This window comes from Streptomyces sp. NPDC090442, assembly GCF_044769405.1.
Classification (GTDB): domain Bacteria; phylum Actinomycetota; class Actinomycetes; order Streptomycetales; family Streptomycetaceae; genus Streptomyces.
Genome location: NZ_JBIVXW010000032.1, coordinates 47644 through 72740 on the forward strand (window position 1 = coordinate 47644; position 25097 = coordinate 72740).

The 25097-nt window shown below is 71.2% G+C and carries 22 protein-coding genes; 14 read left to right on the forward strand and 8 right to left on the reverse strand.

What is annotated here, in order from left to right:
- Positions 1-84: 84 nt before the first annotated feature.
- Positions 85-528, reverse strand: a complete 444-nt coding sequence (locus ACIQU6_RS22815; RefSeq protein WP_403483500.1) for a hypothetical protein — start codon at positions 526-528, stop codon at positions 85-87.
- Between the two features lie 13 nt (positions 529-541).
- Positions 542-2254: a cytochrome c oxidase subunit I gene (ctaD, locus tag ACIQU6_RS22820; protein ID WP_403483501.1), complete on the reverse strand. Its 1713-nt coding sequence runs from the start codon at positions 2252-2254 to the stop codon at positions 542-544.
- A 384-nt stretch (positions 2255-2638) separates the two neighbouring features.
- Here ctaD and ACIQU6_RS22825 point away from each other — a divergent pair, with 384 nt between their 5' ends.
- Both ACIQU6_RS22825 and ACIQU6_RS22830 read left to right on the forward strand, forming a co-directional pair.
- Positions 2639-4321: a GAF domain-containing protein gene (locus tag ACIQU6_RS22825; RefSeq protein WP_403483551.1), complete on the forward strand. Its 1683-nt coding sequence runs from the start codon at positions 2639-2641 to the stop codon at positions 4319-4321.
- 390 nt (positions 4322-4711) lie between these two features.
- Positions 4712-4894: a hypothetical protein gene (locus tag ACIQU6_RS22830; protein ID WP_403483502.1), complete on the forward strand. Its 183-nt coding sequence runs from the start codon at positions 4712-4714 to the stop codon at positions 4892-4894.
- Between the two features lie 151 nt (positions 4895-5045).
- On the opposite strand, the gene ACIQU6_RS22835 is transcribed toward ACIQU6_RS22830, so the two are convergent.
- Entirely contained in the window at positions 5046-5768 is a 723-nt protein-coding gene (locus ACIQU6_RS22835) for a response regulator (protein WP_403483503.1), read from the reverse strand.
- A 169-nt stretch (positions 5769-5937) separates the two neighbouring features.
- On the opposite strand from ACIQU6_RS22835, the gene ACIQU6_RS22840 reads away from it, so the two are divergent.
- From ACIQU6_RS22840 to ACIQU6_RS22860, 5 genes are all read left to right on the forward strand, one after another.
- Entirely contained in the window at positions 5938-7341 is a 1404-nt protein-coding gene (locus ACIQU6_RS22840) for a globin domain-containing protein (protein WP_403483504.1), read from the forward strand.
- 203 nt (positions 7342-7544) lie between these two features.
- Entirely contained in the window at positions 7545-7985 is a 441-nt protein-coding gene (locus ACIQU6_RS22845; protein WP_403483552.1) for a pyridoxamine 5'-phosphate oxidase family protein, read from the forward strand.
- Positions 7986-8452: 467 nt separating this feature from the next.
- A complete protein-coding gene (locus ACIQU6_RS22850) occupies positions 8453-9253 on the forward strand; it encodes a GNAT family N-acetyltransferase (RefSeq protein WP_403483505.1) in 801 nt (266 codons plus the stop codon).
- Positions 9254-9297: 44 nt separating this feature from the next.
- Entirely contained in the window at positions 9298-10257 is a 960-nt protein-coding gene (locus ACIQU6_RS22855; protein WP_403483506.1) for a threonine/serine dehydratase, read from the forward strand.
- 14 nt (positions 10258-10271) lie between these two features.
- Positions 10272-11138: a TauD/TfdA dioxygenase family protein gene (locus ACIQU6_RS22860; protein WP_403483507.1), complete on the forward strand. Its 867-nt coding sequence runs from the start codon at positions 10272-10274 to the stop codon at positions 11136-11138.
- Positions 11139-11333: 195 nt separating this feature from the next.
- Here ACIQU6_RS22860 and ACIQU6_RS22865 read toward each other — a convergent pair whose 3' ends face one another.
- Positions 11334-12515: a helix-turn-helix domain-containing protein gene (locus ACIQU6_RS22865; RefSeq protein ID WP_403483508.1), complete on the reverse strand. Its 1182-nt coding sequence runs from the start codon at positions 12513-12515 to the stop codon at positions 11334-11336.
- A gap of 594 nt (positions 12516-13109) precedes the next feature.
- Positions 13110-13691, reverse strand: coding sequence for a TetR/AcrR family transcriptional regulator (locus ACIQU6_RS22870; RefSeq protein ID WP_403483509.1), 582 nt, complete (start codon positions 13689-13691; stop codon positions 13110-13112).
- A 422-nt stretch (positions 13692-14113) separates the two neighbouring features.
- On the opposite strand from ACIQU6_RS22870, the gene ACIQU6_RS22875 reads away from it, so the two are divergent.
- Genes ACIQU6_RS22875 through ACIQU6_RS22885 form a run of 3 tightly spaced genes read left to right on the forward strand, consistent with a single transcriptional unit; the run spans position 14114 to position 17828 of the window.
- On the forward strand, positions 14114-14689 hold the full coding sequence (locus ACIQU6_RS22875; RefSeq protein ID WP_403483510.1) for a (2Fe-2S)-binding protein: 576 nt from the start codon (positions 14114-14116) through the stop codon (positions 14687-14689).
- Positions 14686-15696, forward strand: coding sequence for an FAD binding domain-containing protein (locus tag ACIQU6_RS22880; RefSeq protein ID WP_403483511.1), 1011 nt, complete (start codon positions 14686-14688; stop codon positions 15694-15696). Before ACIQU6_RS22875 ends, ACIQU6_RS22880 begins: the two co-directional genes overlap by 4 nt.
- The gene (locus ACIQU6_RS22885; RefSeq protein WP_403483512.1) at positions 15693-17828 is read left to right on the forward strand and encodes a xanthine dehydrogenase family protein molybdopterin-binding subunit; all 2136 of its coding nucleotides are present in this window, start codon (positions 15693-15695) and stop codon (positions 17826-17828) included. Before ACIQU6_RS22880 ends, ACIQU6_RS22885 begins: the two co-directional genes overlap by 4 nt.
- A 118-nt stretch (positions 17829-17946) precedes the next feature.
- Here the strand turns inward: ACIQU6_RS22885 and ACIQU6_RS22890 are convergent, their stop codons facing one another.
- A complete protein-coding gene (locus ACIQU6_RS22890) occupies positions 17947-18384 on the reverse strand; it encodes a hypothetical protein (protein ID WP_403483513.1) in 438 nt (145 codons plus the stop codon).
- A gap of 204 nt (positions 18385-18588) precedes the next feature.
- On the opposite strand from ACIQU6_RS22890, the gene ACIQU6_RS22895 reads away from it, so the two are divergent.
- Positions 18589-19815, forward strand: coding sequence for a serine hydrolase domain-containing protein (locus tag ACIQU6_RS22895; protein ID WP_403483514.1), 1227 nt, complete (start codon positions 18589-18591; stop codon positions 19813-19815).
- Positions 19816-19892: 77 nt separating this feature from the next.
- Positions 19893-21125, forward strand: a complete 1233-nt coding sequence (locus tag ACIQU6_RS22900) for an FAD-dependent oxidoreductase (RefSeq protein WP_403483515.1) — start codon at positions 19893-19895, stop codon at positions 21123-21125.
- A gap of 47 nt (positions 21126-21172) precedes the next feature.
- Here the strand turns inward: ACIQU6_RS22900 and ACIQU6_RS22905 are convergent, their stop codons facing one another.
- Together ACIQU6_RS22905 and ACIQU6_RS22910 are read right to left on the reverse strand one after the other, a co-directional pair.
- Complete coding sequence (locus tag ACIQU6_RS22905; RefSeq protein WP_274917762.1) at positions 21173-21445, reverse strand: hypothetical protein; 273 nt, start codon at positions 21443-21445, stop codon at positions 21173-21175.
- Between the two features lie 248 nt (positions 21446-21693).
- Positions 21694-22899: an acyltransferase family protein gene (locus tag ACIQU6_RS22910; protein WP_403483516.1), complete on the reverse strand. Its 1206-nt coding sequence runs from the start codon at positions 22897-22899 to the stop codon at positions 21694-21696.
- Positions 22900-23482: 583 nt separating this feature from the next.
- Here ACIQU6_RS22910 and ACIQU6_RS22915 point away from each other — a divergent pair.
- Complete coding sequence (locus tag ACIQU6_RS22915) at positions 23483-23716, forward strand: ferredoxin (RefSeq protein ID WP_403483517.1); 234 nt, start codon at positions 23483-23485, stop codon at positions 23714-23716.
- The gene (locus tag ACIQU6_RS22920; protein WP_403483518.1) at positions 23706-25073 is read left to right on the forward strand and encodes an NAD(P)/FAD-dependent oxidoreductase; all 1368 of its coding nucleotides are present in this window, start codon (positions 23706-23708) and stop codon (positions 25071-25073) included. Before ACIQU6_RS22915 ends, ACIQU6_RS22920 begins: the two co-directional genes overlap by 11 nt.
- Positions 25074-25097 lie beyond the last annotated feature (24 nt).

A 25097-nucleotide genomic window follows, 5' to 3' on the forward strand; every position in this document is an offset into this window, starting at 1 on the left:
CGGTGACGGCGGAGCGGTTGGCGGGCCAGACGCCCGCCTGGCCCGCCCCCAACTCCACCCCCTCCCCCGTCCCCGTCCCAAGCCTCAGCGCCCCACCATCCCCCCGATCAGTACCGCCGCCAACGCGCCGCCCGCCACCACGTATCCCGGCAGGAACCACCGGAGGAAGCACCGGGTCTGGCTGGGCGGGCCGGCCGTGGGGGCCGGTATGCGAAGGGTGGCCCAGGCTCGGCGGGTGGCGCGTTGTTCGTGGGTGCGGCGGGCGCGGGCGAGGGCGGCGAGGAGGAGGGCGGTGGCCGCGCCGGCCACGGTGAAGGTGCCCAACACCCGCCAGGGGACGGCCGCCAGGAGGAGCGGAGCACACAGGGCGATGGTCGCCCAGGTGGTCAGGCAGGCGGCGGCCGAGAGGCGGCGGGAGGCGGGGCGGTCGGGGCCGGCGCGCAGGTCGGCCGCGGCGGGGAGGTACCAGACGCAGCCGGCGGCGCTCAGGCTGGTGGCCCCGAGGGCGAGGACGGCGGGTGACAGCACGGCCGCTCCTTCCTCAGAGGTGGGCCGCGGGACGGGCCGGTTCGAGGGCGTCCGCGGTGGGGTGGTGGAGGTCGAAGGCGGGGGATTCGCTGCGGATCCTGGGCAGGGCGGCGAAGTTGTGGCGCGGAGGCGGGCAGGAGGTGGCCCACTCCAGGGAGCGGCCGTAGCCCCAGGGGTCGTCCACGTCGACCTTCTCGCCGTACTTGGCGGTCTTCCAGACGTTGTAGAAGAACGGGAGGAAGGAGAGGCCGAGGAGGAACGAGCCGATGGTGGAGAGGGTGTTGAGGGCGGTGAAGCCGTCGGCGGCGAGGTAGTCGGCGTAGCGGCGGGGCATGCCCGCGGCACCAAGCCAGTGCTGGACGAGGAAGGTGAGGTTGAAGCCCGCCGTGAGCGTCCAGAAGGTGATCTTGCCGAGGCGTTCGTCGAGGAGCTTGCCGGTGAACTTGGGCCACCAGAAGTGGAATCCGGCGAACATCGCGTAGACCACGGTGCCGAAGAGCGTGTAGTGGAAGTGCGCGACGACGAAGTAGGTGTCGGAGACGTGGAAGTCCAGCGGCGGGGAGGCCAGGATGACGCCGGTCAGGCCGCCGAAGACGAAGGTGACCAGGAATCCGGTGGCCCAGAGCATCGGGGTCTCAAAGGAGAGCGAGCCCTTCCACATCGTGCCGATCCAGTTGAAGAACTTCACCCCGGTGGGGACGGCGATGAGGAACGTCATGAAGGAGAAGAAGGGGAGCAGCACGCCGCCGGTGACGTACATGTGGTGCGCCCAGACCGTCACCGAGAGGCCGGCGATGGAGATCGTCGCGGCGATCAGGCCGACGTAACCGAACATCGGCTTGCGGGAGAAGACCGGGATGACCTCGGAGACGATGCCGAAGAACGGCAGGGCCAGGACGTAGACCTCGGGGTGGCCGAAGAACCAGAAGAGGTGCTGCCACAACAGGGCGCCGCCGTTGGCCGCGTCGAAGACGTGGGAGCCGAACTTGCGGTCCATCTCCAGGGCGAACAGCGCGGCCGCGAGAACCGGGAAGACCATCAGGATCAGCACCGCGGTGAGCAGCACGTTCCAGGTGAAGATCGGCATCCGGAACATCGTCAGGCCGGGGGCGCGCATGCAGATGATGGTGGTGATGAAGTTGACCGCGCCCAGGATGGAGCCGAAGCCGGAGAGCGCCACGCCCATGATCCACATGTCGGCGCCGACGCCGGGCGAGTGGGCTGCGTCGGAGAGCGGGGCGTAGGCGAACCAGCCGAAGTCCGCGGCGCCTTGCGGGGTGAGGAAGCCGGCGGCGGCGATCAGCGAGCCGAAGAGGAACAGCCAGAAGGCGAGCATGTTCAGCCGCGGGAACGCCACGTCGGGGGCGCCGATCTGGAGCGGCATGATCCAGTTGGCGAAGCCGGTGAACAGCGGCATCGCGAAGAGCAGCAGCATCACCGAGCCGTGCATGGTGAACGCCTGGTTGAACTGCTCGTTGGAGAGGATCTGGGTGCCCGGCTGGGCCAGTTCGGCGCGCATCAGCAGCGCCATCAGGCCGCCGACGAGGAAGAAGACGAACGCCGAGACGAGATAGAGCGTGCCGATCTGCTTGTGGTCGGTGGAGGTGAGCCACTCCACCGCCTTGTGCCGACGCCGCGGCCGGGCCGTGCTGACCCGGCCGGGCGCGGCATCCCTGGCCGCTGTCGCCTGAAGTTCCCAACCATCCACGGTGCTGTCGTCCTCCACCTAGAGAAAGCGTGATCTGACCGGGAAGGAGCCAGGGCCGGGAAGAGCCATCGGCACGGGGGGAGACCCGGCCCTTCCCGGCATCACTCATCCTCGGCCGGCGGCGCTCGCCTTCCTTAGGGCCGAACAGTCCCTGGGCGGACCGCGACCGGCCCCTTCGCGCCGGGGCGGTCGACCCCGTCCGAGGGCGCCCGGAGTGGCCGGTCGGCACCGGTGCCGGTCGGGCCCACCGCGTTGATCACGTACGCTGCCGCACAGACGTACGGGATCTTTGGGAGCAGCACGGTCATGTCCGAAACGCAGCAGTACGCACCGGCCACGGGTGAGCCGCGGGAGCCACAGCTCCGCGCGCCGGACCGGTTGCGCAGCCTGCTGGAGGCGGTGATGGGCCTGGGGCGGGGGCTGGAACTCCCGCAGGTGCTCCGGGGCATCGTCGAGGCGGCGGTGGCGCTGACCGACGCGGAGTACGGTGCGCTGGGCGTCGTCGGCGACGGGCAGTTGTCGCAGTTCCTGCCCGTGGGGATGCCCGCCGAGCTGATCTCGCTGATCGGTCGGACGCCGTGCGGGCACGGCATCCTCGGGGAGCTGATCCGCAATCCCGAGCCGCTGCGGCTCACCGACCTGTCGAGCCATCCACACAGCTACGGCTTTCCGGCCAACCATCCGCCGATGCGGACCTTCCTCGGGGTGCCGGTCCGGGTCCGCGACGAGATCTTCGGCAATCTCTACCTCACCGAGAAGCGGGGCGGCGGCTCGTTCGACGCGGAGGACGAGGCGGTGGTGACCACCCTCTCCATCGCGGCGGGCGTGGCGATCGACAACGCCCGCATGTACCACGAGAGTCGGCGCCGCGAGCGGTGGCTGGAGGCGCTGGGCGAGATCACCCGCAGCCTGCTGTCCGGTACGGAGGCGGACGAGGTGCTGCGGCTGATCGCGGAGCGGGCGATGGAGGTGGCCGGCGCGGACTGCGCGGCGGTGCTGCTGCCGGTGGCCTCGTCGGCGGACCAGTTGGCGGTGACGGTGGCGTGCGGCACCGGCGCGAGCCGGATCACCGGGCTGCGGGTGCCGGTCGGCGGTTCGCTGCCCGGCATCGCTGTCCGCAGCGACCGGCCCGTGGTCAGCGCGGACCTGCGCTCCGATCCGCGGGCGTTCCCGTTGGGCGTCCCGGACGCCGCGGACGGCCCGGAGGCCGGAGTTGGCCCGGACGCCGGGAGCACGGCGCCCGGGGAGGCGACCCGCGATGACGCGGTGAACGGGGCGGGGGCGGAGACCGGTGCGGTGTACGGGCCGGCGGTCGCGGTCCCGCTCCAGGTGGACACCGGGCGGGGCGCGCTGCGGTTGAGCCGGCTGGCCGGCCGGCCCCCGTTCGACGACGACGAGGTCCGGCTGATATCGGGCTTCGCCGATCAGGCCGTGATCGCCCTCGAACTCGCCCGCCGGCGCGCCGAGTCGGAGGAGCTGACGGTCCTGCACGACCGCGACCGGATCGCCCGGGACCTGCACGACCTCGCCATCCAGCGGCTGTTCGCCACCGGCATCACGCTCCAGAGCGCGACCCGGTTGATCGACCGGCCGGAGGCGGTCGACCGGGTCGGCCGCGCGGTCAACGACCTGGACACCACCATCAAGATCATCCGCTCCACGATCTTCGGGCTGCGCACCACCGGTGACGGCAAGGACGCCCGGAGCCTGCGCCGGGACCTCACCGACGCCGTCCAACGCGCGGCCGGCCCCCTCGGCTTCACCCCGGCGCTACGGATCGACGGCCCCGTGGACGCCGCCGTCCCCGACGAACTGGCCCCGCACCTGGTGGCGGTGACCGCCGAGGCCCTGAGCAACGCCGCCCGGCACGCCGGCGCCCACCGCCTGGACGTGGCCCTGACGGTGACCTCCGACGAGGTGACGCTGACGGTGACCGACGACGGGGTCGGGGTCGGCACCGCACCGCACACCGGCGGCCTGGCCAACATGCGGGCCCGGGCCCAGATGCACGGCGGCCAACTCACCATCGAGACGCCGGACGGCGGCGGCACCCGCATCGTGTGGCACGCCCCACTGCCGGACTGACACTCCGGCGCGCACGTCACGCCTGCCTTGTCACGTCCACTCCGTCGTGGACCACCCGCGCCGCGAAGGTGAGCGGGCCCCAGCCGGCGAAGTGGTAGCCGGTTGATTCGACCGCCTCAAGTGCCGCCGGCCGGCGCTTGGTTGACAGCCCGACAGGAGTTCCGTCTGGTCGAATTCGCCCTCTCCGAGGTCGTGTCCGTAGAGCACTGGCGGACATTTACCAGTGGCGCGGTGTGGCTTTCGTGCGCCGCCTGGTTCCTCGTAGCGGATGTCCGCGCCTATCGCAGGAGGGTCTCGACCGACGCCGTCTGCATTCACGTCCGCCCAGGCCCTGGCGGCACGGTCGACCACACCTTGGAAAGGGTCCCCGTCGCCGGCGAGAGGAAACTGGTGACGCTCCGTACGAAGACTCCGAGCGTCCGTGTGGACAAGTCCCTGAGGATCTCCTACGACCCGAAGAAACCGCACGAGGTCTTCGTCGAGTCGCAGCATCCCCGGATCGTCGGGTGGAGCACGCATCTCACCATCGTGGTGATCGGCGTGGTGCTGGTCTCCTACGCTCTCGTCAGGTAGGGCCCTCCTGGCTTGGTTCTCCGAGTTGTGCACCGAGTCGGGACTTTTCGAGAACACGCCAAAAGGCCGACCCGCGCGGGTGCGTTGCGCGGGTCGGCCGGTCGGTGGGCCGGGGCGGCGGGGTCGGTGTCGGGGCCGCTCCGGGTGTGTCTCAGCCGCGGGGCTCCTTCAGACGTTCGGCGATCATCGCTGCCTGGACGCGGCGGCCCACTCCCAGCTTGCCGAGGATGGCGGACACCCGGTTCTTGACCGTCTTCTCGGCGAGATACAGCCGATCAGCGATCTGACGATTCGTCAAACCCTCGCCGATCAGGTCCAACACCTCCCGCTCGCGGGGCGAGAGCCGGTCGAGTTCGGACGGCTCCTCGTCGGCCGCGGTCCGGCCCGGGCCGCGCAGCCGGTCCATCACCCGGGTCGCGGTACGCGGGTCCAGCATCGACTGCCCGGCCGCGACCGTGCGCACCGCGCGCACCAGCGCCGTCCCGTCGATCTGCTTGAGCACATAGCCGGCCGCCCCGGCCATGATCGCGTCGAACAGCGCCTCGTCGTCGTCGAAGGAGGTCAGCATCAGGCAGGCGAGCTCCGGCATCCGGGCCCGCAACTCCCGGCAGACCTCGATCCCTTCGTGGTCGCCGTCGTCGCCGCCGAGCCGGACGTCGAGGATCGCCACCTGCGGCCGGATCGCCGGCACCCGGGCGAGGGCCTGCCGGGGGTCCCCGGCCTCCCCCACGACCTCGATGTCGTCCTCCGCCTCCAGGAGGTCCCGTACGCCGCGGCGCACCACCTCGTGGTCGTCCAGGATGAAGACGCGCAGCGGCGCGCCCGGTGCGCTGGCGGCGGGGTCGGTGGCAGGAGGAACGGGCTGCTGGTTCATGCACTCTCGCTCTGTGGTTCTTCGCGGTCGCCGGGGCGCAAGGGGCCCGACCACGAGCGTCGTCTACCGCGCTGACCTGCGCAAGGGCCGAATGGCCCTGGGGGAACGGGGCCGTTTGGGCACCCCTTTGCCTTGCCATACTGGCGCCCCCCGTCAGGAGGTCCAGACCATGCAGCAGCCCAGCCAGCCCGCGCGTTCCGCCGCGTACCTGCCGACCGGGCCGGCCACCCCCGGTACCGTCGGCGGCGAGTACCACGCCCTGCTCGCCAGGCACGACGCCAAGCGGCTGCGGCAGCGGATCCTCGGCCAGGGCCCTGCACCCGGGCCGGCCTTAACTCCCGCCTCGTACAACGGTGCTGCCGATCAGCGGCTGATCACCCAGTACCTCGACCTGGTCACCCCGTTCGGCGACCTGATCGCCTACCTCTACGACGAGATGTTCGCCCGGTGGCCCTATCTGCGGTCCCTCTTCCCGGAGTCGATGGAGTTCCAACGCGCCCATCTGGCGCGCGCGTTCTGGTACCTGATCGAGAACCTGCACCGGCCGGGCGAGGTGGCCCTCTACTTCCGGCAGCTCGGTCACGACCACCGGAAGCTGGGGGTGCGGCCGGTGCACTACGAGGCGTTCGAGGCGTCCCTGTGTGCCGCGCTGCGGCGCGCCGCCGGGCCCCGCTGGGCCGAGGCGGTGGAGCAGGCGTGGGTGCGGATGCTGCGGTTCGCGGTCGCGTCGATGGTCGAGGGCGCGGACGCGGCGCTGGCCGAACCGCCGTGCTGGCAGGGCACGGTGACCTCCCACGCGCTGCGCCGCCCGGACCTGGCGGTGCTCCGGGTCCGGATGCACGAGCCGTACCGGTACCGGGCCGGTCAGTACGCGGCGGTGGCGTCCCCGTTGATGCCCCAGGCGTGGCGGCACTACTCCCTGGCGTCGGCGCCGGGGCCCGACGGTGAGGTGGAGTTCCACGTCCGGCAGACCGGCCCGGGCGGGGTCAGCGAGGCGCTGGTCAGCCGCACCGGAGTGGGCGACGTGCTGCGGATCGGGCCCGCGCACGGCACGATGACCCTCCCCTCGGAGGAGCGGGTGCACGACCTGTTGATGGTGGCCGGCGGCACCGGCTGGGCCCCGATCAAGGCACTGCTGGAGGAGTGGGCGGGCCGCCGCGGCGGGGCGGGCGGCCTGTCGGTGCGGCCGGCCGGCAGCGTCCAGCTCTTCGTCGGCGCCCGCAGCCGGGCCGAGCTGTACGACGCCGGCGCGCTGGCCCAGTTGGCGGCGCGCCACGGCCAACTGCGGGTGGTCCGCGTCCTGGACGAGGACGCCGCCCCGGACGCCGGCGGGTCGCTGGCCGAGTACGGCCCGCTGGCGGAGGCGGTGGCCCGGGAGGCGCAGTGGTCCGGCCGGCTGGCGTTCGTCAGCGGCCCGGCGGCCATGGTCGGGGCGACGGTCTCCCGGCTCACCGCGGCCGGCATGCCCGCCGACCAGATCCGCCACGACCCGCTCCCGGACGTGCTGCCTCGGACCACCGGTGACGTCCCGACACCCGCGGACGACCCGGCCGTCGCCGAGGCGACCCGCTGACCCGTCCGGCGCGTGCGGTGCACCGGCCCGGAGACGGGCACGGAGGGCACCGCGGGACGGGCCGAACGGCCCCTGGCAACCATCCGCCGAGTGCCGTCTACTGGCCGGGGAGCGCCGCCCATCACCCGCGTCAAGAGCACGAGGAGCAGCACGTCGTGAACGACCTCCCGACCCGGCAGGCCGCCGGCCCCGCCTTCGACCCCGTGTTGGGCGAGTGGGCCGACCGCGAAGCCTCCCGCCACAGCACCGAACTCGAACGGGCCGAGGCGTTGCGGCTGTTGGGCAGTGTCTCCCTGGGCCGGATCGTCTTCACCCAGGACGCGCTGCCGGCGATCCGCCCGGTGAACCACCTGTTGCACCACGGCGAGGTCATCATCCGCACCCACGAGGGCGCCGCGCTGGCCACGCTGACCGGGCACGAGGAGGGCGACGAGGGAGTGGTCGTCGCCTACGAGGCGGACGCCATCGACCCGGCCACGCACTGCGGTTGGAGCGTGGTGGTGACCGGCTACTGCCGCCTGGTGACGGATCCCGCGGACCTCGCGCACTACCAGGCACTGCTACACCCGTGGACCGACCACAAGATGACGCACGCGTTGCGGATTCGGCCGGATCTGGTGACTGGCGTGCGCCTGTCCCGGTAGCGGCGTTGGCTCTCCCCCTTGGTTGTTTCCGCAGTTGACGGGGGGTTTGGGGCCCAAGGCACCTGGTGGTCGGTAGTGGTGGGATCCGGCCTCCGGAGGAGGATTTCCGGACTGCTTGGCTTTACGTTCGAAAATCCGCGCCCTCCGGCCCTTACTCTCGTGCCTGTGGAGGCGCCCCTGATTGTTGGGAGTTGAGGACCAGGACCGGACGGGACCGTTGCCCGTACCGGCCCAGTCAAGCGGAAGGCAAACCACCGGCCACACGACCGCTCACGGAGCCGTACCCGCCGCGGAGTTGGCCGACTGTTTGACCCCCCTTAGGGTCCTACACCCCCCTATGTGCCCCCTTACCCCCCTAAGTTGAGCCACCGGACACTCGGTAGGGTCTTGCAGGCCCTACAGTCGAACCTCTGTGCGTACGGCCCACCCTGTTTCCGAACTCCGTGGAGAGCCCCGATGGAGAACCAATGAGCACTGCCCCGCCGGTCCCCGGCATGGACCGGGCACAGTTGGTCGAGGTGGCCGCAGCCGACCTGCCGTGTCTGGTCTCGCTGTTCGCCCCCGACCATCCCAACCTGGCCTTCGCCCGTGCGGTCATCGACGGAGCCATCCCCGGCCGAGCCTGGGCGCAGTTCCACAACGGTGCGCCGGTGGCCTGTCTGGTCGCCACCACCGCACCGTTCTGTCTTGCCGCCGGGGCCCTGACCCCCGCCTTCTTCGCTGAAGCCAAGAGGCTGCTCGCCGGGCACGGCGAGGTACAGCTCGTCTACCCGTCGGGACCCGACAACGGTGCCTGGGCGGAGCGGGCCGGCTTCACCACGGGACAGCGGCTGCACTTCACCCACCCCCGTGACGGCTACGTCGCCCCGCCCCCGGCCGTCCCCGACGGCTACGAGCTGGTGCGGATCGACGCGGACACCTTCTCCGGCCTCGAATCCCCGATGGCCCGGAGCATTTTCGGCACCAACGCCGCCCAGTACATCCGGCATGCGGTCGGCTTCGCCCTGATCCAGGACGGCCGGGTGGCGGCGGACGCGCACGGCGTCCTCGGCGGCGGACTGAACGAACTCGGTACCCACATCCACCCCGACCACCGCCGCAAGGGCCTGGCGTTCGTCGTCCTCGGCGCGGTCAACCACTGGGGCTGCGAGCAGGGGCTGCGCTCCGTCATCACCTGCCACGCGGACAAGACGCCGAGCATCTCGCTGGCCCGGAAGCTGGGCATGACCGAGGAATTTTCCTACTCGATAGCGAAAGCCACATGCTGAAACCCCTGTTATCCGAGGACATTTCGCATGCCTCGGTACGCCGCATGCGCGAACTCATCGACCCGCACATCCGGCGTACCCCGCTGCTGCGGGCGACGGCGCAGAACCCGGTAGACATCCACCTGAAGTGCGAGAACCTTCAGGTCACCAACTCGTTCAAGGCCCGGGGTGCGCTCAGCGCACTGCACGCGTACCGGCGGTACCGCCCGGAGGTGTGGGCCCGGATCGTCCGCGACGGCGTCGTGACCGGCAGCTCGGGCAACTTCGCGCAGGGCCTGGCGCACGTGACGTCGGAGCTGGATCTGGCGTACACGGTGGTGGTGCCGGATTCGATCCCGGAGGCCAAGCGGTCGCAGATCCTGGCGTACAACCCCAGGGCCCGGATCGTTGCGGTCCCGTACCCGGTCTGGCGCCGCACCATGGTCTCCTCCTCCTTCCCCGACCTGCCCGGCTTCTTCCTCTCCTCCGAGAGCGACCCGTACGTCTCGCTGGGCATCGCCACGATCGGCATGGAGATCCAGGAAGACCTCCCGGACGTGGACGCGGTGTTGGTGCCGTACGGCGGTGGGAACCTCGCCTACAGCCTGGCGACCTACCTGGAAGTCCCCGTCTACGCCGTGGAGATCAGCACCGGAGCCCCGCTGTCCGCTTCGCTGCGCGCCGGCCGCCCCACGGAGGTGGAGTACGAGCGCTCCTTCGTGGACGGCATCGGCGCCAGTTTCGTCATCCCCGCTCAATTCGAGCGGTTGAAGGACAAGTTGGCCGGGGTGTTCACGGTGACGCCGCAGGAGGTCGCGGAGGCGCTGGCCTCGCTGGCGTTCACCGACAAGATCGTCTGCGAGGGGGCGGGAGCCGCGGCGTACGCGGCCGCGCTGAAGCACTCCGCCTCGCTCGGCTGGCGCAACCCCGTGGCCGTCGTCAGCGGCGGCGTGATCGACCCCGACGTCCTGCTGCACACCCTGACCACCACCGGTCAGTCGCTCATCGCACCCGTTTCACCTTGAGGAGCAGTACCACCATGGGAAACAACCTCCCCGTCATCGAGCCGGTAAGCCCCGCCATCGGAGCCCGGGTCGAGGGTCTCGACATCTCCCAGGAGATCTCCGCCGAGGCGTGGAAGACGGTCCTGGACGCCTTCCACCAGTACAACGTGCTGGTCTTCCCGGGCCAGGACTTCACGGTCGAGCAGCAGAAGGCGTTCACCGCGCGCTTCGGGCCGTTACTGACCCACAGCCACCTGCTGCCGATGACCGTTGAGGGGCACCCCGAGGTGATGGTGCTCCACAACAACGAGCAGAAGCCGCCGGGCCTGAACGACTGGCACACCGACAACAGCGGCTGGGCCGAGCCCCCGCTCGGCACCGCCCTCTACGCCAAGATCACGCCCAAGGTCGGTGGCGACACCCTCTACGGCAACATGTACCTGGCGTACGAGACGCTGTCGACGCCCATGCAGGAGCTGCTGCTCCAGCTCACCGCGACGCACGACGTGCGCAAGGCGTTCGGCCCGGACTACGGCAACCTCCAGAAGTCGATGCGCAAGAAGGGCATCGACCCGGACCAGCAGTTCGCGGACCAGGACCCCGTCGAGCACCCGCTGATCCGCACCCACCCCGAGACCGGCCGCCGGGCGCTGTACATCTCCAACCCGTACGTGACGCGGATCAACGGCGTCACCGAGTCCGAGAGCCGGGCCCTGCTGGCCTTCCTCTGCCGCCACATCGAGACCAACGAGCTGATCTACCGCCACCGTTGGACCAAGGGCGACCTCGTCGTCTGGGACAACCGCTGCACCCAGCACCTCGCGGTCGCGGACTACTTCCCCCACGAGCGCCTGATGCACCGCATCAACATCGCCGGCGAAAAGCCCTTCCTGAAGCTCTGACCACATCACCCCCCACCCGCCGCGTCGCGCCCCCGCACTCTCGGGGGCGCGACGCGGCCTGGTTTTTGGGGAGTTCCGGCCGGAGGTTCTCGCTGGACTTCGCACTCGGCAACTCCCACTTCTACTTCCACTTCCACTTCCGCGGCAGAACCAGCCGACAACGGCCGGCGCCCACTGGAAAATTTCACGCGTCGATCAGATCTCGATGCCTGAGAGCTGCGACAGCTTCAACAACTTCGCGTTACTCCTCCTGTGCAGCGACGACACCACCCTGAAGACCTCACGCCCCATCGGATGAATGCGCGCCATCTGGGGAGCAACTCCCCAGGCAATTCCCAGGTTCTCCAGCGCCCCGTCCCGATCACCCACGTCGAGCTGCGCGCGAGCCACGTTGATCCGTGTCGGAGCGACACGGGTGGGCGGCAGACCTTCCAGCGCCACGTCGAGATCGTCCACCAGTCTCAACGCATCCCGCGGCTTCCCCAAGTCAACGCGAGTGGCCAGTTCATGGGTGAACGTGTTTTGCGGCCCGATAGTCAGGCCGTGCACGTCGACTTCTGCGCCGAACGCCGTAGTCGCGTTCCATGCCGACCGGATGTGCCGGTCAGCCTCCCGTGCCGCCTCCCTCTTGTCCTCAAGCCTGCCGGCAAGCGTCATTCCGCGAAGATTCAGAATGCCCACAGCGATATCCCGATCCGTTCCGGACAGTGAAGTCTGTGCAGCCGACACCGCACGATCCACGATCACGAGTCCGGTTTCGATCTCCCCGAAGTTCAGGTAGGCCCCCGCCCTGTCGCGCGCGGCGAGCGCTTCCCCGAGCGGGTTGGGTTTCTGCTCCACCGCCCACCGCTGACGCGTCACCGCCAGCTCCGCCATGTCCATCCAGCGGTGTCGCGCGGCAAGCCAGTACACCGTGCTGTACGTCTCCGAGAGCGCCATCCACGCATCGAGGGTGTTGACGGTGTGTGCGTACGTTGTCGCGGCCCTGAGAAGCCCCGGGAGCATCCCCAGCAACTGAGTCACGTCCACCGCGTCACGGTGCTGCCCGGCCACCTCCAGCGCGGCACTGATCCGCTGTTCGTTGACCTCCCGCCTACCAGGAAGGTCGTAGTCCCTCAAGGCCGAGCGCAGCGCCGAGAGCCGCACTTCGTCCCTTTGCGCTACCGAAGACTCCCCCAGCACCTCAGCCATGGACACACCGAGCGCCTTGCCGACCGCGGCAGCCACGGCGGGCGTCAGTGCCCGGTCCCCTACTTCGATCTTGCTCAGCAGGGACAGCGAGACATTGGCGTCCTTGGCCAGCCTTCTCTGGGACTTTCCGTGAGCCTTCCGCAGCACTGCCAGGTTGGCGCCGGGTGCAAGGTCCGTAGTGCTCATGGGCTTGATCTTCCTCGCGAACGCAGGTCCTGTCAGCCATCGTCACAAGCCCGGCGGGTACCCGCACGACTTCTGTGCAAACGATGTGCAAGTTCCCTGCCCTCTAAAGGGCGTTGATGAGGTGACACGCCTCAGAGCAGCGGAGGACCGCAATGACCGACCCTGTCAGGTATTCACAGAATCCAGTCGAGCTGCCGTTAGACGGCTGGCTGTTGGAGGGCACTCCAACGTCAGGTTGCAAAGTATGCGCTGCACTTGACGTTCAGCGGGCCCAAGCACGAAAGCGGAATGACTGGGCTGCCGCCTGCTCCGCGGCTCGGGAGATCCGGAACCACCCTCACGGTGATCAGTGACCGGTGATCGCCTCGGCAACTGAAACGAGAACGTCAGCCCCATCCCGCCCGGCGGAGCCGAAGAGGTCGCCTTTCGGAAAACCGATGGAAAATACCCTGAACAACGCACCAGGGAAGGCGCATAACGCTCTCCCTTGATCTCCACCTCGCCGTTCGATCTTCGGCGCCCATACACACGGCACCGCTTGCGCATGCGTCCGTTGATCGCAACGTCCGGGAGTCCCGGGCGCGCCCCACCCCCTCACCCCCCGCCCGAAGCCCCCGTTCGCAAGCCGTCCATCACCAGGTCGAGGAGGCGGCCCGCGCGGGTGGGCCAGTCGCTGTGGGGGTCCAGTTGCCAGAGGCCCGCGATGGCCAGGAGGAAGTCTTCGGGGGTGATGTCGGGGCGGATCGTGCCGGCGGCTTCGTTGGCGGTCAGGAGGAGGGTGAGGGCGGCGATGAGAGGGCCGCGGGCGACGGCCGCGAAGGTGCCGTGCGGGGTGGTGGCCTTGCGCAGGGCGGCGGCCAGGCCGGCCTTGGCCATCGCGTACTGGGCGAGGCGGTCCATCCAGGCGCGCAGCGCCCGGTCCGGCGGCTGGGTGGCCAGGAGGTGGGCGGCGGCGTCGCAGACCTGTTGGACCTCGTGGCGGTAGACCTCCAGGACGAGGGCCTCGCGGTTGGGGAAGTTGCGGTAGAACGTGCCCTGTCCGACCCCGGCCTTCTTGGCTATCGCGCTCAGCGGGACGTCGGCGCAGCGGGTCAGTTCGGTCAGGGCGACTTCCAGGATGCGGTCGCGGTTGCGTTGCGCGTCCGTGCGCAGGGGCGCGTCCTTGGGCCGGGGCACGCGTCCTCCTCGCGGTAAGGCACCGATGGGTGGGGCTTGTTGGGCGGCCAGCCGCTGACGGACAATCCACCTTGCTAAGCGGACACCTGTCCGTTAGGTTTCCACGTCAGTGGACGGTTGTCCGCTTGTGGATCACACCCTAACGGCAGAGGAGCGGTGGGGACGAGCCGTCGGGGAGCCCGGAGGCCACCGCAGCCATCGATGTGCCGCCCCTCCAGCGCGCCCCCGAACCCACCCCGTAGCCCCTTCGACGCCGCGACCCACCGCACCACACCACTCCCCCAACCCCCAACTTCCCGGCTCCGTCGAGCGTTTCCGCCCGGCGGAGCCGATCCGATCCGTTGACCGAACGCGGCGGGCCGCCGGCCCCGGCCGGACGCGCCGCGCCCGTTCGCCGCGCGAGACGCGAAAGAAGGCAGACCATGGCCCCATCGACGGCCGGTGCCATCACCTTGACCATCAACGGCGAGAAGCACACGCTGCCCGTCGACAACCGCACCACCCTGCTCGACGCGCTGCGCGAGCGGCTCGACCTGACCGGCACCAAGAAGGGCTGCGACCAGGGGCAGTGCGGCGCCTGCACGGTGCTGCTCGACGGCCGCCGGGTGGTCTCCTGCCTCCAGCTCGCGGTGGCCGCCGAGGGGCGGGAGATCACCACCGTCGAGGGTCTGGCGGACGGGGACCAACTGCACCCGGTACAGCAGGCGTTCCTCGATCTCGACGGCTTCCAGTGCGGCTACTGCACGCCGGGGCAGATCTGTTCCGCGGTGGCCGCGATCGAGGAGCACGCCGCGGGCTGGCCCAGCGCGGTCACCGCCGACGTCCGCCCGGAGGCCGGCCCGGTGCCGCTGACGGCCGAGGAGATCCGGGAGCGGATGAGCGGCAACCTGTGCCGCTGCGGTGCGTATGTGTCGATCGTCCGGGCGGTCGCCCGGGCGGCGCAGGACCCGGCCCGCAAGACGGGCGCGGTGGCGACGGACGTGGAGGGCGCGGCATGAGGGAGTTCGACTACCGGCGGGCGTTCGACGTCGCGGGCGCGCTGGCGCTGCTCGGCGGCGAACCGGAGGCCCGGTACCTCGGCGGGGGCACCAACCTCGTCGACCTGATGAAGAGCGGGGTGGAGCGGCCCGCGCTCCTGGTCGACGTGCGGGAGTTGCCGCTCGACGGGATCACGGTCACCGACGACGGCGGGCTGCGGATCGGCGCGACCGTCACCAACAGCGACCTGGCCGCCCACCCCGAAGTGCGGCGCCGCTACCCGGCGTTGGCCCAGGCGGTCCTGGCCGGCGCCTCGGGGCAGTTGCGCAACATGGCCACGGTGGGCGGCAACCTCCTCCAGCGCACCCGCTGCGGCTACTTCGCCGACGTGACCAAGCCCTGCAACAAGCGGGCGCCCGGCAGCGGTTGCCCGGCGGTCGCCGGCGAGCACCGCAACCACGCCATCCTGGGGGCCACGTCCCACTGCGTGGCCGTCCATCCCTCGGACATGGGCGTGGCGCTGGCCGCCTTCGACGCCGTCGTGCACTACGAAACGGCCGACGGGGCGGGCGAGTTGGCGCTGACGGACCTGTACCTGCCGGTGGCGGACGCCCCGCATCGGGAGACCGCGCTGCCGCCCGGTGCGCTGATCACCGCCGTCACCCTGCCGCCGGCGCCGCTGGCCGCCGCCTCGCGGTACCGCAAGGTGCGCGAGCGGGCGTCGTTCGCCTTCGCCATCGGCTCGGTCGCCGCCGCCCTCGACGTCCACGACGGCACCGTCCGCGGCGTCCGGCTGGCGTTCGGGGCGGTCGCGTCGCGGCCGTGGCGGGCCCGCGCGGCGGAGCGGGCGCTGCTCGGCGGGCCGGCGACCGCCGAGGCGTTCGCCGCCGCGGCCGACGCCGAACTGGCCGCCGCCGAACCGCTGTCCGACAACGAATACAAGGTGACGCTGATCCGGAATCTCGTCGTCGCCGTGCTGACCGAGCTGGCCGAGGAGAGCCGGCCGACCGAGGAGGCCACCCGATGACCGTCACGACCACCACGAGCACCGCGGCGAGCGCGGCCGTCGGCACCTCGCACACCCGCGTGGAGGGCCGCGACAAGGTCACCGGCGCGGCCCGCTACGCCGGCGAGGTGCCCCTCGCCGGGCTCGCGCACGGCTGGCTGGTGGTGTCCACCATCGCCCGCGGCCGGATCCGCGCCGTCGACACCGCCGCCGCCCTGGCGATGCCCGGCGTGCTGACCGTCCTGCACCACGGCAACGCCCAGCCCCTGGAGTCGGGTTACGACGGTCCGATGGGGACGCCCGACCCTGCGCTCCAGGTCTTCCAGCACGACCGGGTGCCCTACGCCGGCTGGCCGGTCGCGCTGGTCGTCGCCGAGACCTCCGAACAGGCCCGGGAGGCCGCCGAGTCGCTGGTCGTCGAGTACGACGAGGAGCCGCACGACGTGGCGTTCGGCGTCGGGCACCCGGGGACGTACCTGCCGGAGAGCAACCCGCGGTTCGCCACCGAGGCGACGAAGGGGGACCTGGCGAACGAGTTCGCCGCGTCCGCCGTCGTGTTGGACGCGGAGTACAGCACTCCGGAGGAGCACCACCACCCGATGGAGCCGCACGCCGCGACCGCCCACTGGGCCAACGGGCGACTGGAGGTCATCGACTCCAACCAGGGCAGCATGTTCGTGGCCAGGGAGTTGGCGCTGCTGTTCTCGCTCGACCCGGCCGCGGTGCGGGTGCGTTCCGAGCACGTCGGCGGCGCCTTCGGCGCGAAGGGGTGCCGTCCACACCAGGTGGCGGCGGCGCTGGCCGCGACGGTCCTGCACCGCCCGGTCCGGGTCGTGCTGACGCGGCGTCAGATGTTTTCGCTGGTCGGCTACCGCAGCCCCACCGCGCAGCGGGTCCGGCTCGGCGCCGACCCCGACGGGCGGCTGCGCGCCCTGCACCACGAGGGGTTGAACCAGACCTCCACGGTGCACGAGTTCGTCGAGCGGAGCGCGGACGTGGCCCGCGCGATGTACGACGCCGACGCGCACCACACCGTCAGCCGGGTGGTCCGGCTCGATGTGCCGACCCCGACCTGGATGCGGGCGCCCGGCGAGGCGCCCGGCTCGTTCGCGCTGGAGTGCGCGCTGGACGAGCTCGCCGAGAAGTGCGGCGTCGACCCGATCGCGCTGCGCGCCCGCAACGAGCCGGAGGTGGGCCCGATCTCCGGGCTGCCCTTCAGCAGCCGCCGGCTCCTGGCCTGCTTCGACGAGGGTGCCCGCCGGTTCGGTTGGGCCGACCGCGATCCGCGTCCGGGAGTGCGCCGGGACGGCCGCTGGCTGCTCGGGACGGGCACCGCGGCCGCCTCGTTCCCCACCCTGGCCGGCCCGTCCACGGCGGCGGTGACGGCGGAGGCGGACGGCACCTTCACCGTGCGGATCACCGCCGCGGACGTCGGCACCGGGGCGCGCACCGCGCTGACCCTGGTCGCCGCGGACGCGTTGGGGGTGGCGCCGGAGCGGGTGGTGGTCCGGATCGGAGACAGCGACTTCGGCCCGGCGATGATCGCCGGTGGCTCGGCCGGCACCCGTTCCTGGTCCTGGGCGGTCGAGCTCGCCGCCCGCGACCTGCGCGCCCAACTGGCCCTGGGCGGCAGCATTCCGCCCCAGGGGATCACCGTGCGCTCGGACACCACCGAGGCCCTGGGCGCGCTGCCGCCCCGTGAACGGCACGCGTTCGGCGCGCAGTTCGCCGAGGTCGCGGTGGACGTCGCCACCGGCGAGGTGCGGGTCCGGCGGATGCTGGGGATCTTCGCGGCCGGCCGGATCGTCAATCCGCTGACCGCGCGCAGCCAGTTGGTCGGCGGCATGATCTGGGGGCTGTCCATGGCCCTGCACGAGGAGGCGGCCCGGGACGCGGCCTTCGGCAGCCATGTCGGCGCCGACCTCGCCGGCTACCACGTGGCCGCCAACGCCGATATCCCGCTCGTCGAGGCGGACTGGGTGGACGACCCGGACGAGCAGGACCCGGTCGGCGTCAAGGGCATCGGCGAGGTCGGCATCGTGGGCGCCGCGGCGGCACTCGCCAACGCGGTCTGGCACGCGACCGGCGTCCGCCACCGGCAGCTTCCGATCCGCCCGGACCGGGTGCTGACCGCCGGCACCGCGCTCGGCTGATCCGACAATGGGCGCCACCCCTGCATCAGGGGTGGCGCCCGTTGGTCGGTTCCCGCGGCCGACCGCCCCCGGGATGGCGGTCAGGTCAGCGTGGAACCCCGCGAGTTATCGCGTCCGTTCAGCGCACGTGGACGGTCTTGACGTCGGTGTGCATGTCGGCGTACGGGTGGCCGCCGCGCGGCCCGTCGACGCCGTAGAGCACGCCGCGGAACTGGAGGTCACCGCGCTTCTGGGCCTTGACCGTCACCGCGACCTTGGCCTCGGAGCCGTCGATCGCCACGATCTTCCCGCACTTGACGGTCTTCCAGGCGCCGTGCGCACCCGCGCGCTGCTCCGCGCAGAACTGGCCGTACCGGAGCGCATCGCTGTCGCCCTGGCCCGTGACGTGCACGGCGCCGCCCACCTTGACGGTGCCGGGCGAGACGTTGAGCGTGGCGCTGCCCTTGGCGAACGCCGGGGTGACGGCCAGTACGACCGCGGCCGCACCCATGGCGCCCACGGCGGCGATGCGGCCGCCCCGGCGTCCGAGGGTCCCCCGCGCGACTCGTTGCTTCATCGTTTTCCTCCCGTATGACGGAGGGGGCCTCCTGCCTCCTCCACCCCACAAGAGGGAGATTCGACGCAATGCGTTCCCTCCGAACACACCACGCACAAAGGGAAGTTCCGGAAGGCCACCCTCCACTCCGTGGGGAGAACCCCACCCTGATTACGGAGGCCAGCGGCCTGGCCCGTAGGGCGCGGCGCTTCCTACGGTGAACCCATGTCCACGCCCACGACGAGCACCCCCAAGGGCCGCCCGCCCCGCCTCCCGCACCGTGCCGCGGCCGCACTCCTGGCCGCCGCCGTCCTGACGGGGCTGGTCCCCACCCAGGCCACGGCCAGCGCGCCCACCCGGCTCCAGCGGGACGCCGACGCCCTGCGCGCCACCGGCGTCACCGGCGTCTCCGTCCGTCTGGAGACGCCCGGGGGAACCCGCACCGTCCGCAGCGGCACCGGAGACCTCCACAGCGGACGCCCCGTGCCCCGGAACGGATACGTCCGGATCGGCAGCAACACCAAGACGTTCGTGGCCACCGTGGTGCTCCAACTGGTCGGCGAGGGACGGCTGTCGCTCGACGACACGGTGGACCGCTGGCTGCCGGGCCTGGTGCGCGGCCACGGCAACGACGGGCGCCGGATCACCGTGCGCCAACTGCTCCAGCACACCAGCGGACTGCCGGACTACATCGGCGACGTCGCCCCGCACCCCAGCGCCGCCGAGTACCACCGCAACCGCCGGACCCCCTACACCTCCGCGCAGCGCGTCGCCCTCGCCCTGCGCCACCCGCCGTCCTTCAAGCCGGGCACCCGCTGGCAGTACTCCAACACCAACTACATCCTCGCCGGCATGCTGATCCACGCCGTCACCGACCACTCCTGGGAACACGAGGTGCGCACCCGCATCCTTGGCCCGCTGCGCCTGACCCACACCTTCGCCCCGGGCGACGACCCCGCCCTCCCCCGCCCGCACGCCACCGACTACCAGCAGTTCACGCCCGACGGCCCGCTGATCGACACCACCCTCGCCTACCTCCCCTTCGACGGGGACGCCGACGGCTCGTTGATCAGCACGCCGGCCGACACCACCGCGTTCTACCGCGCGCTGCTCAGCGGCCGTCTGCTCGCCCCCGCCCAACTCGCCGAGATGCGCCGGACGGTGGCGGTCCCCGCCGACCCGGGCACCCCACAGGGCGGCCGCTACGGACTCGGCCTGTCCTGGACCCCGTTGACCTGCGGCGGCGGCTACTGGGGCCACAGCGGCGACGGCTACGGGTACCTGGTCTGGCCCGCCACCACCGCCGACGGCCGGAGCACCGTCACCGTCTCCCTGCACAGCCGCCCCGGCGACCCGGACACCGCCGCCCGCCAGATCCGGGCCACCACCGACCTGATCGACCATGCGCTGTGCGGAGTGCCGCGGCCTGCGGACGGCGGACGGCACGGCTGACTTCCGCCACGATCCGGGTATCTGTGCCGGTGCCCCCGCGCGCGAAGCCCGGGGCGTCGTGGAAGGGAGCGGTTGTGGTGGAGCGGACGACCTGTTGCGTGGTGGGCGGCGGACCCGCCGGGATGGTGCTGGCACTGCTACTGGCCCGGGCGGGGGTGACGGTGACGGTCCTGGAGAAGCACGGCGACTTCCTGCGCGACTTCCGCGGGGACACCGTGCACCCCTCCACCCTGGCGCTCCTGGACGAGCTGGGGCTGAGCGAACGGTTCGCCCAGCTGCCGCAACGCCGGGTGACCACCGTCCAACTTCCGCTCGGCCCGGACGGCACGCTGACGACGGTCGGCAACATCGCCGCGCTGCGCGGCCGTTTCAACTACGTCGCCATGGTGCCGCAGTGGGACCTGCTCGACCTGCTGGTGGACGAGGCCCGGCGCGAGCCGTCGTTCTCCCTCCGGATGAGCACCGAGGCGACGTCGTTCCTGACGGAGCGCGGCCGGGTGGTGGGGGTGCGCTACCGCACGGCCGACGGCGACACCGGCGACCTGCGGGCGACGCTGACGGTGGCCTGCGACGGCCGCGGCTCGCTCGCCCACACACTGCCCGAACTCGGCCTGCGGACCTTCAACTGCCCCATGGACGCCTGGTGGTTCCGGCTACCGCGGCGCAACGGCGACCCGCACGGCCTGGTGGGCGGCGCCGGCGACCGGCTGCTGGCCGCCCTGATCGACCGCGGGGACTACTGGCAGTGCGCGGCCCTGATCCCCAAGGGGACGGACGCCACCCGCCGCGCCGCCGGCCTGGAGTCGTTCACCGTGAACTACGCCTCCGCCGCCCCCTGGCTCGGCGACCGGGTGCACACCCTGGGCTCCTGGGACGAGGTGAAGCTGCTGGACGTGCGCCTGGACCGGCTGCGGCGCTGGCACCGCCCGGGGCTGCTGTGCATCGGCGACGCGGCGCACGCGATGTCGCCGGTCTTCGGGATCGGCATCAACCTCGCGGTGGAGGACGCGGTCGCCGCCGCCCGGCACCTCGTCGCCCCGCTGCGCGCGGGCACGGTGGGCCTGCGGGACGTCCGGGCCGTCCAGCGCCGCCGGTGGCCGACCGCGGCGCTGACGCAGGCGCTGCAGCGGTTCGCGCACTCCCGGATCATCGCTCCGGTCCTCGCGGGCCGGCCCCCGTTCAACGACCCCCGGCGGGCGCAGCGGGTGGCCGAGCGGCTCACCACCTCGCGCTGGTTGAACCGGGTGCCGGCGTACTTCCTCGCCTACGGCGCGGTGCGCGAGCGCCCACCGGTCGAGTCGGTGCGGTGAACCATGGCCCGGCGCACCCCCGGGCCATGGCCCTCCTCAGCTCGCCCTCACTCCGTCACCTCCGCCAACCGGAACGGACCGGCGTCACCCGGGGAGTACATCACCGGCAGGCTGCGGCCCAACGGAACGACGACTATCGGCTCCTCGCGGTATTCGCGCAGGAAGTGTTCCAGCGGCTCCCACATCATGCTCCGGTAACCGGCCTCGGTCCGCTGGCGCTCGAAGGACAGGGTCAGCGCGGATTCCTCCACGGTGACGCTGATCGCGTCCACCTCCAGCCATTCCCCACCGATCCACGCTTCGAGTCGTACGTAAGACATGACGCCCAGGGTGCCCGGTCACGCACCGTATTGGCAATCAGCGGGCTGTCGAACCAGCCGGAAAAGGCGCGCTAAAAGGCGGGCCCCGGAGGGGATCACACCCTCCGGGGCCTTCTTGGAGCTTTGCGGTTCCGGCGGTGCGCCCCCTCCGACCACCTGCGCGCGGGGGTCGCCGCTCGGCGCACGATCGGGGCGTCGAGCGCCGTGTCTGCGCCCCGTTACCCGGCCGTCAAATGCGGTCCTACGCCTTACCCGTGCGGCCGTTGACTTCCCACCCGGCAGTCCTCGGCGACCGCCCGGGGCTCGGCCTTCGCGCCCGGCGGGGCGGCAGCGGATTCCGAGGCGGCCTGACTCTTGGAATTCCGCCGCATTTCCTGAAGGCCCTTTTGAATTCCGTCCCGCAGCCATTTACCGAGGGGGCGTTCCACGAGCCGGTGCACGGCGTAGGAAAGCAGCAGCATGAACACGATGATGCTGGGGAGCAGGACGAGCGCCGGAACTCGGTGGCGCAACTGGTCGATGAGGGTGAATCCGATGTACATGTGCAGCAGATACAGCGGATAGGTCAGTGAACCGGCGGTCACCAGCCAGCGCCAACGCACCTTGTTGAATACCCCGAGGGCGATGGCCGCCATGATGGCGAAGGCCAGGATCACCCCCACCCGCGCCGGCCAGCCGTGCGCCATGCTCGCCTTGGCGCCGACGTTCATGATGAGCCGGCCGCGGACGTAGTGCTGGGCCAGCAGGAATTCGACCGCGACAATCGCCCAGAGCAGTAGGGTCGGCTTGAAGCGGTGCATCAGATAGAAGGCGATGCCGGCGATGAAGTACGGCGAGTACGGCGCGATCGCCCAGACCGACAGGAGGTTGCTGTCGGCCTTGAGCGCCACGACCCCGGCCACCGTCCACAGCCCGCAGAAGAGCACGCACCGCCGGTAGGTGACGCCGCGGTACACGACGAGGGCGAAGAGCAGGTAGAACTTCAACTCCACGAAGAGCGACCAGTAGACGTCGTCCAGGTCCGAAACCCCCACGCCCTGCTGGAGCATGGTGAGGTTGGTCAGCACCGTTTCGAGGTTGTCCGCGCTCCGCACGTGCGGCCAGACCATCAGCACCGCCGCGGTGAGCAACACACCGACCCAGTACGCTGGGTAGAGCCGGGAGACCCGGGATTTCACGAAGTCGCCGAGCGACCGCCCCCAGGTGCTCATGCAGATGACGAATCCGCTGATGAGGAAGAAGACTTCGACGCCGAGCCAGCCGAATTGGGAGAGGTGGTAGATGGTCGGCGAGAAGGTGTGCGGGTCCCTGCCCCAACCATCACGGAGGGTGATGTAGTGGTAGGCGAGCACCATCAGCGCCGCCACCAGGCGCAGCCCGTCGAGGACATAGAGTCTGGATTGCCCCTGCCCCTTCCCTGGTACGGCCAGAGTTCCAGGTGCAGCGAAGGCCATCCCGCGGTTCCTCACAGTTCGTAGGGCAACGTTCCCCCTATCCCATCTCATAGGTGGGACACAGGAGGCAACTTCGTTTGAAATAATCGCAAAAATTTGATCCGCATCGCGCCAACACCGTTGCGTTAATCACGTTTCGGTGGATGCCCGCATGTCGTCGAACATTACGGGTCAATACGGATACCGGCACCGTCGATCGGAGCTTCCCGCGCCGCCGGAACTCCGGTCGGAACGTCAAGTGGAACTTCCACTTCCGGCACTGCCCGCCACCCCCGACGACGCCGTCCCACTGCTCTTCAGCCTGCGGCTACCTTCCCGTTGCCCCGTATTCCTATGCTGCGCCATAAGGCGTCGGGGCATATTCCCCGAAGGCCGCGGAAATCGGCCGTGAGCGACGCCACACATTTTCGAACCGGACCCGGAACCGCCCTCCCCCCGCTTCCGCTTCGCCCCCGAAGTGCCCTCGAACGCCGCCGCGCGCCCTCACTCCTCGTGCACACCCCTCCGGCCCAGCACCGCCCGCGTCGCCCGCCGCGGGCGAGTAGGACGGAGTCGACGGCTCGCGCGGAGGAATGGTGCGGAAATGCAGATCGTGGTCGACCTCAACAGGTGCCAGGGGTACGCGCAGTGCGTGTTCCTGGCGCCGCGGGTGTTCGAGTTGCACGGCGAGGAGGCGCTGCTCTACCACCCGGCGCCCGACGCCGAGCAGCGGGAGCGGGTGCGCCGCGCGGCGGCCGCCTGCCCGGTCCAGGCCATCCTCGTCGGCGAACAGGCCGGCGCCGGGACCGACAAGGGGGCCGGGGCCGATGTCCGGTGAGCTGAAAGAGGGCCGGATCGTCATCGTCGGCGCGTCCCTGGCCGGACTGCGGGCGGCCGAGACGCTGCGGGCGGAGGGCTTCGCGGGCGAGTTGACCGTCATCGGGGACGAGCCGCACCCGCCCTACGACCGTCCGCCGCTGTCGAAACAGGTGCTGCTGGGAAAGGTGCCAGCGGGCTCGGTCGGGCTGCCGGCCCGCCACCCGGTGAACGCCCGCTGGAAGCTGGGGGTCCGCGCCAGCGGACTGGACCCGGACACCAAGGACGTGTTGCTGGCCGACGGCGAACGGGTCCCCTACGACCGACTGCTGATCACCACCGGCACCCGGGCCCGCCCCTGGCCGCACCCCGAAGAGGCCCGCCTGGACGGGGTGTTGACGGTACGGACGATCGACGACGCCGGCCGCCTCGCCGAACGCCTGGACGCTGGGCCTCGCCGCGTGCTGGTCATCGGCGCCGGGTTCACCGGCTCGGAGATCGCCTCCGCCTGCCGGGAGCGCGGCCTGGAGGTGACGGTCGCCGAGCGCGGTCCGGCACCGCTGGTCGGCGCGCTCGGCGGGACGCTGGGCGCGTTCGCCGCCCGGTTGCAGCGGGCGCACGGCGTCGATCTGCGCTGCGGGGTGACCGTCACCTCCCTCACCGGCAGCAACGGGAGGCTGACCGGCGCCGAACTCTCCGACGGCAGCCGGATCGAGGCCGACATCGCGGTGGTCGCCCTGGGCGCCGTCCGCAACACCGAGTGGCTGGCGGACACCGGACTGGCCGCCGGCCCGCGCGGCGTGGCCTGCGACGCCGGGTGCCGGGCCTTCACCATGTACGGCATCGTCACCGACGACGTCTTCGTGGCCGGGGACGTGGCCCGTTTCCCGCATCCGCTCTTCGACTACCAGATGTTGGCACTGGAGCACTGGGGCAACGCGGTGGCACAGGCGGAGGTGGCCGCCCACAACATGGTCGCCCCGGGACCGCAGCGGCGCCCCCACCTGACCGTGCCGGCCTTCTGGTCCAGCCAGTTCGGCCTGAACATCAAGTCCGTCGGCGTCCCCACCTTCTCCGACCAGGTGACCGTCGCCCAGGGCTCGGTCGAGGACGGCCGGCTGGTCGTGGCGTACGGCTACCGCGGCCGGATCACCGCCGCGGTGAGCGTCAACCGGTCCAAGTGGCTGGAGTACTACCAGCACCTGATCGAGACCGCGGCGCCGTTCCCCCCGGAGCCCGGCGCGGCCGACCGCCCCAAATCCCCGATGGTCGTGCCCTCCGACGTCCCGGACCCCAAGGTGCTCTCGCACGGCCCGACCGTCGCCCTCACCGGCCATCTGCCGGACCGCCGCCTGGCCGTGGTGAGCCCGGCCGGCTGACCGCCCCGCCACTCCCGCCTGCCC

Coding starts and splice junctions, on each gene's coding strand:
- ACIQU6_RS22825 (WP_403483551.1), top strand. CDS start 2,639: ATGGGCCTGGGGCGGGGGCTGGAACTCCCGCAGGTGCTCCGGGGCATC.
- ACIQU6_RS22835 (WP_403483503.1), bottom strand. CDS start 5,768: ATGAACCAGCAGCCCGTTCCTCCTGCCACCGACCCCGCCGCCAGCGCA.
- ACIQU6_RS22840 (WP_403483504.1), top strand. CDS start 5,938: ATGCAGCAGCCCAGCCAGCCCGCGCGTTCCGCCGCGTACCTGCCGACC.
- ACIQU6_RS22850 (WP_403483505.1), top strand. CDS start 8,453: ATGAGCACTGCCCCGCCGGTCCCCGGCATGGACCGGGCACAGTTGGTC.
- ACIQU6_RS22855 (WP_403483506.1), top strand. CDS start 9,298: ATGCGCGAACTCATCGACCCGCACATCCGGCGTACCCCGCTGCTGCGG.
- ACIQU6_RS22860 (WP_403483507.1), top strand. CDS start 10,272: ATGGGAAACAACCTCCCCGTCATCGAGCCGGTAAGCCCCGCCATCGGA.
- ACIQU6_RS22865 (WP_403483508.1), bottom strand. CDS start 12,515: ATGAGCACTACGGACCTTGCACCCGGCGCCAACCTGGCAGTGCTGCGG.
- ACIQU6_RS22875 (WP_403483510.1), top strand. CDS start 14,114: ATGGCCCCATCGACGGCCGGTGCCATCACCTTGACCATCAACGGCGAG.
- ACIQU6_RS22880 (WP_403483511.1), top strand. CDS start 14,686: ATGAGGGAGTTCGACTACCGGCGGGCGTTCGACGTCGCGGGCGCGCTG.
- ACIQU6_RS22885 (WP_403483512.1), top strand. CDS start 15,693: ATGACCGTCACGACCACCACGAGCACCGCGGCGAGCGCGGCCGTCGGC.
- ACIQU6_RS22890 (WP_403483513.1), bottom strand. CDS start 18,384: ATGAAGCAACGAGTCGCGCGGGGGACCCTCGGACGCCGGGGCGGCCGC.
- ACIQU6_RS22895 (WP_403483514.1), top strand. CDS start 18,589: ATGTCCACGCCCACGACGAGCACCCCCAAGGGCCGCCCGCCCCGCCTC.
- ACIQU6_RS22905 (WP_274917762.1), bottom strand. CDS start 21,445: ATGTCTTACGTACGACTCGAAGCGTGGATCGGTGGGGAATGGCTGGAG.
- ACIQU6_RS22910 (WP_403483516.1), bottom strand. CDS start 22,899: ATGGCCTTCGCTGCACCTGGAACTCTGGCCGTACCAGGGAAGGGGCAG.
- ACIQU6_RS22915 (WP_403483517.1), top strand. CDS start 23,483: ATGCAGATCGTGGTCGACCTCAACAGGTGCCAGGGGTACGCGCAGTGC.
- ACIQU6_RS22920 (WP_403483518.1), top strand. CDS start 23,706: ATGTCCGGTGAGCTGAAAGAGGGCCGGATCGTCATCGTCGGCGCGTCC.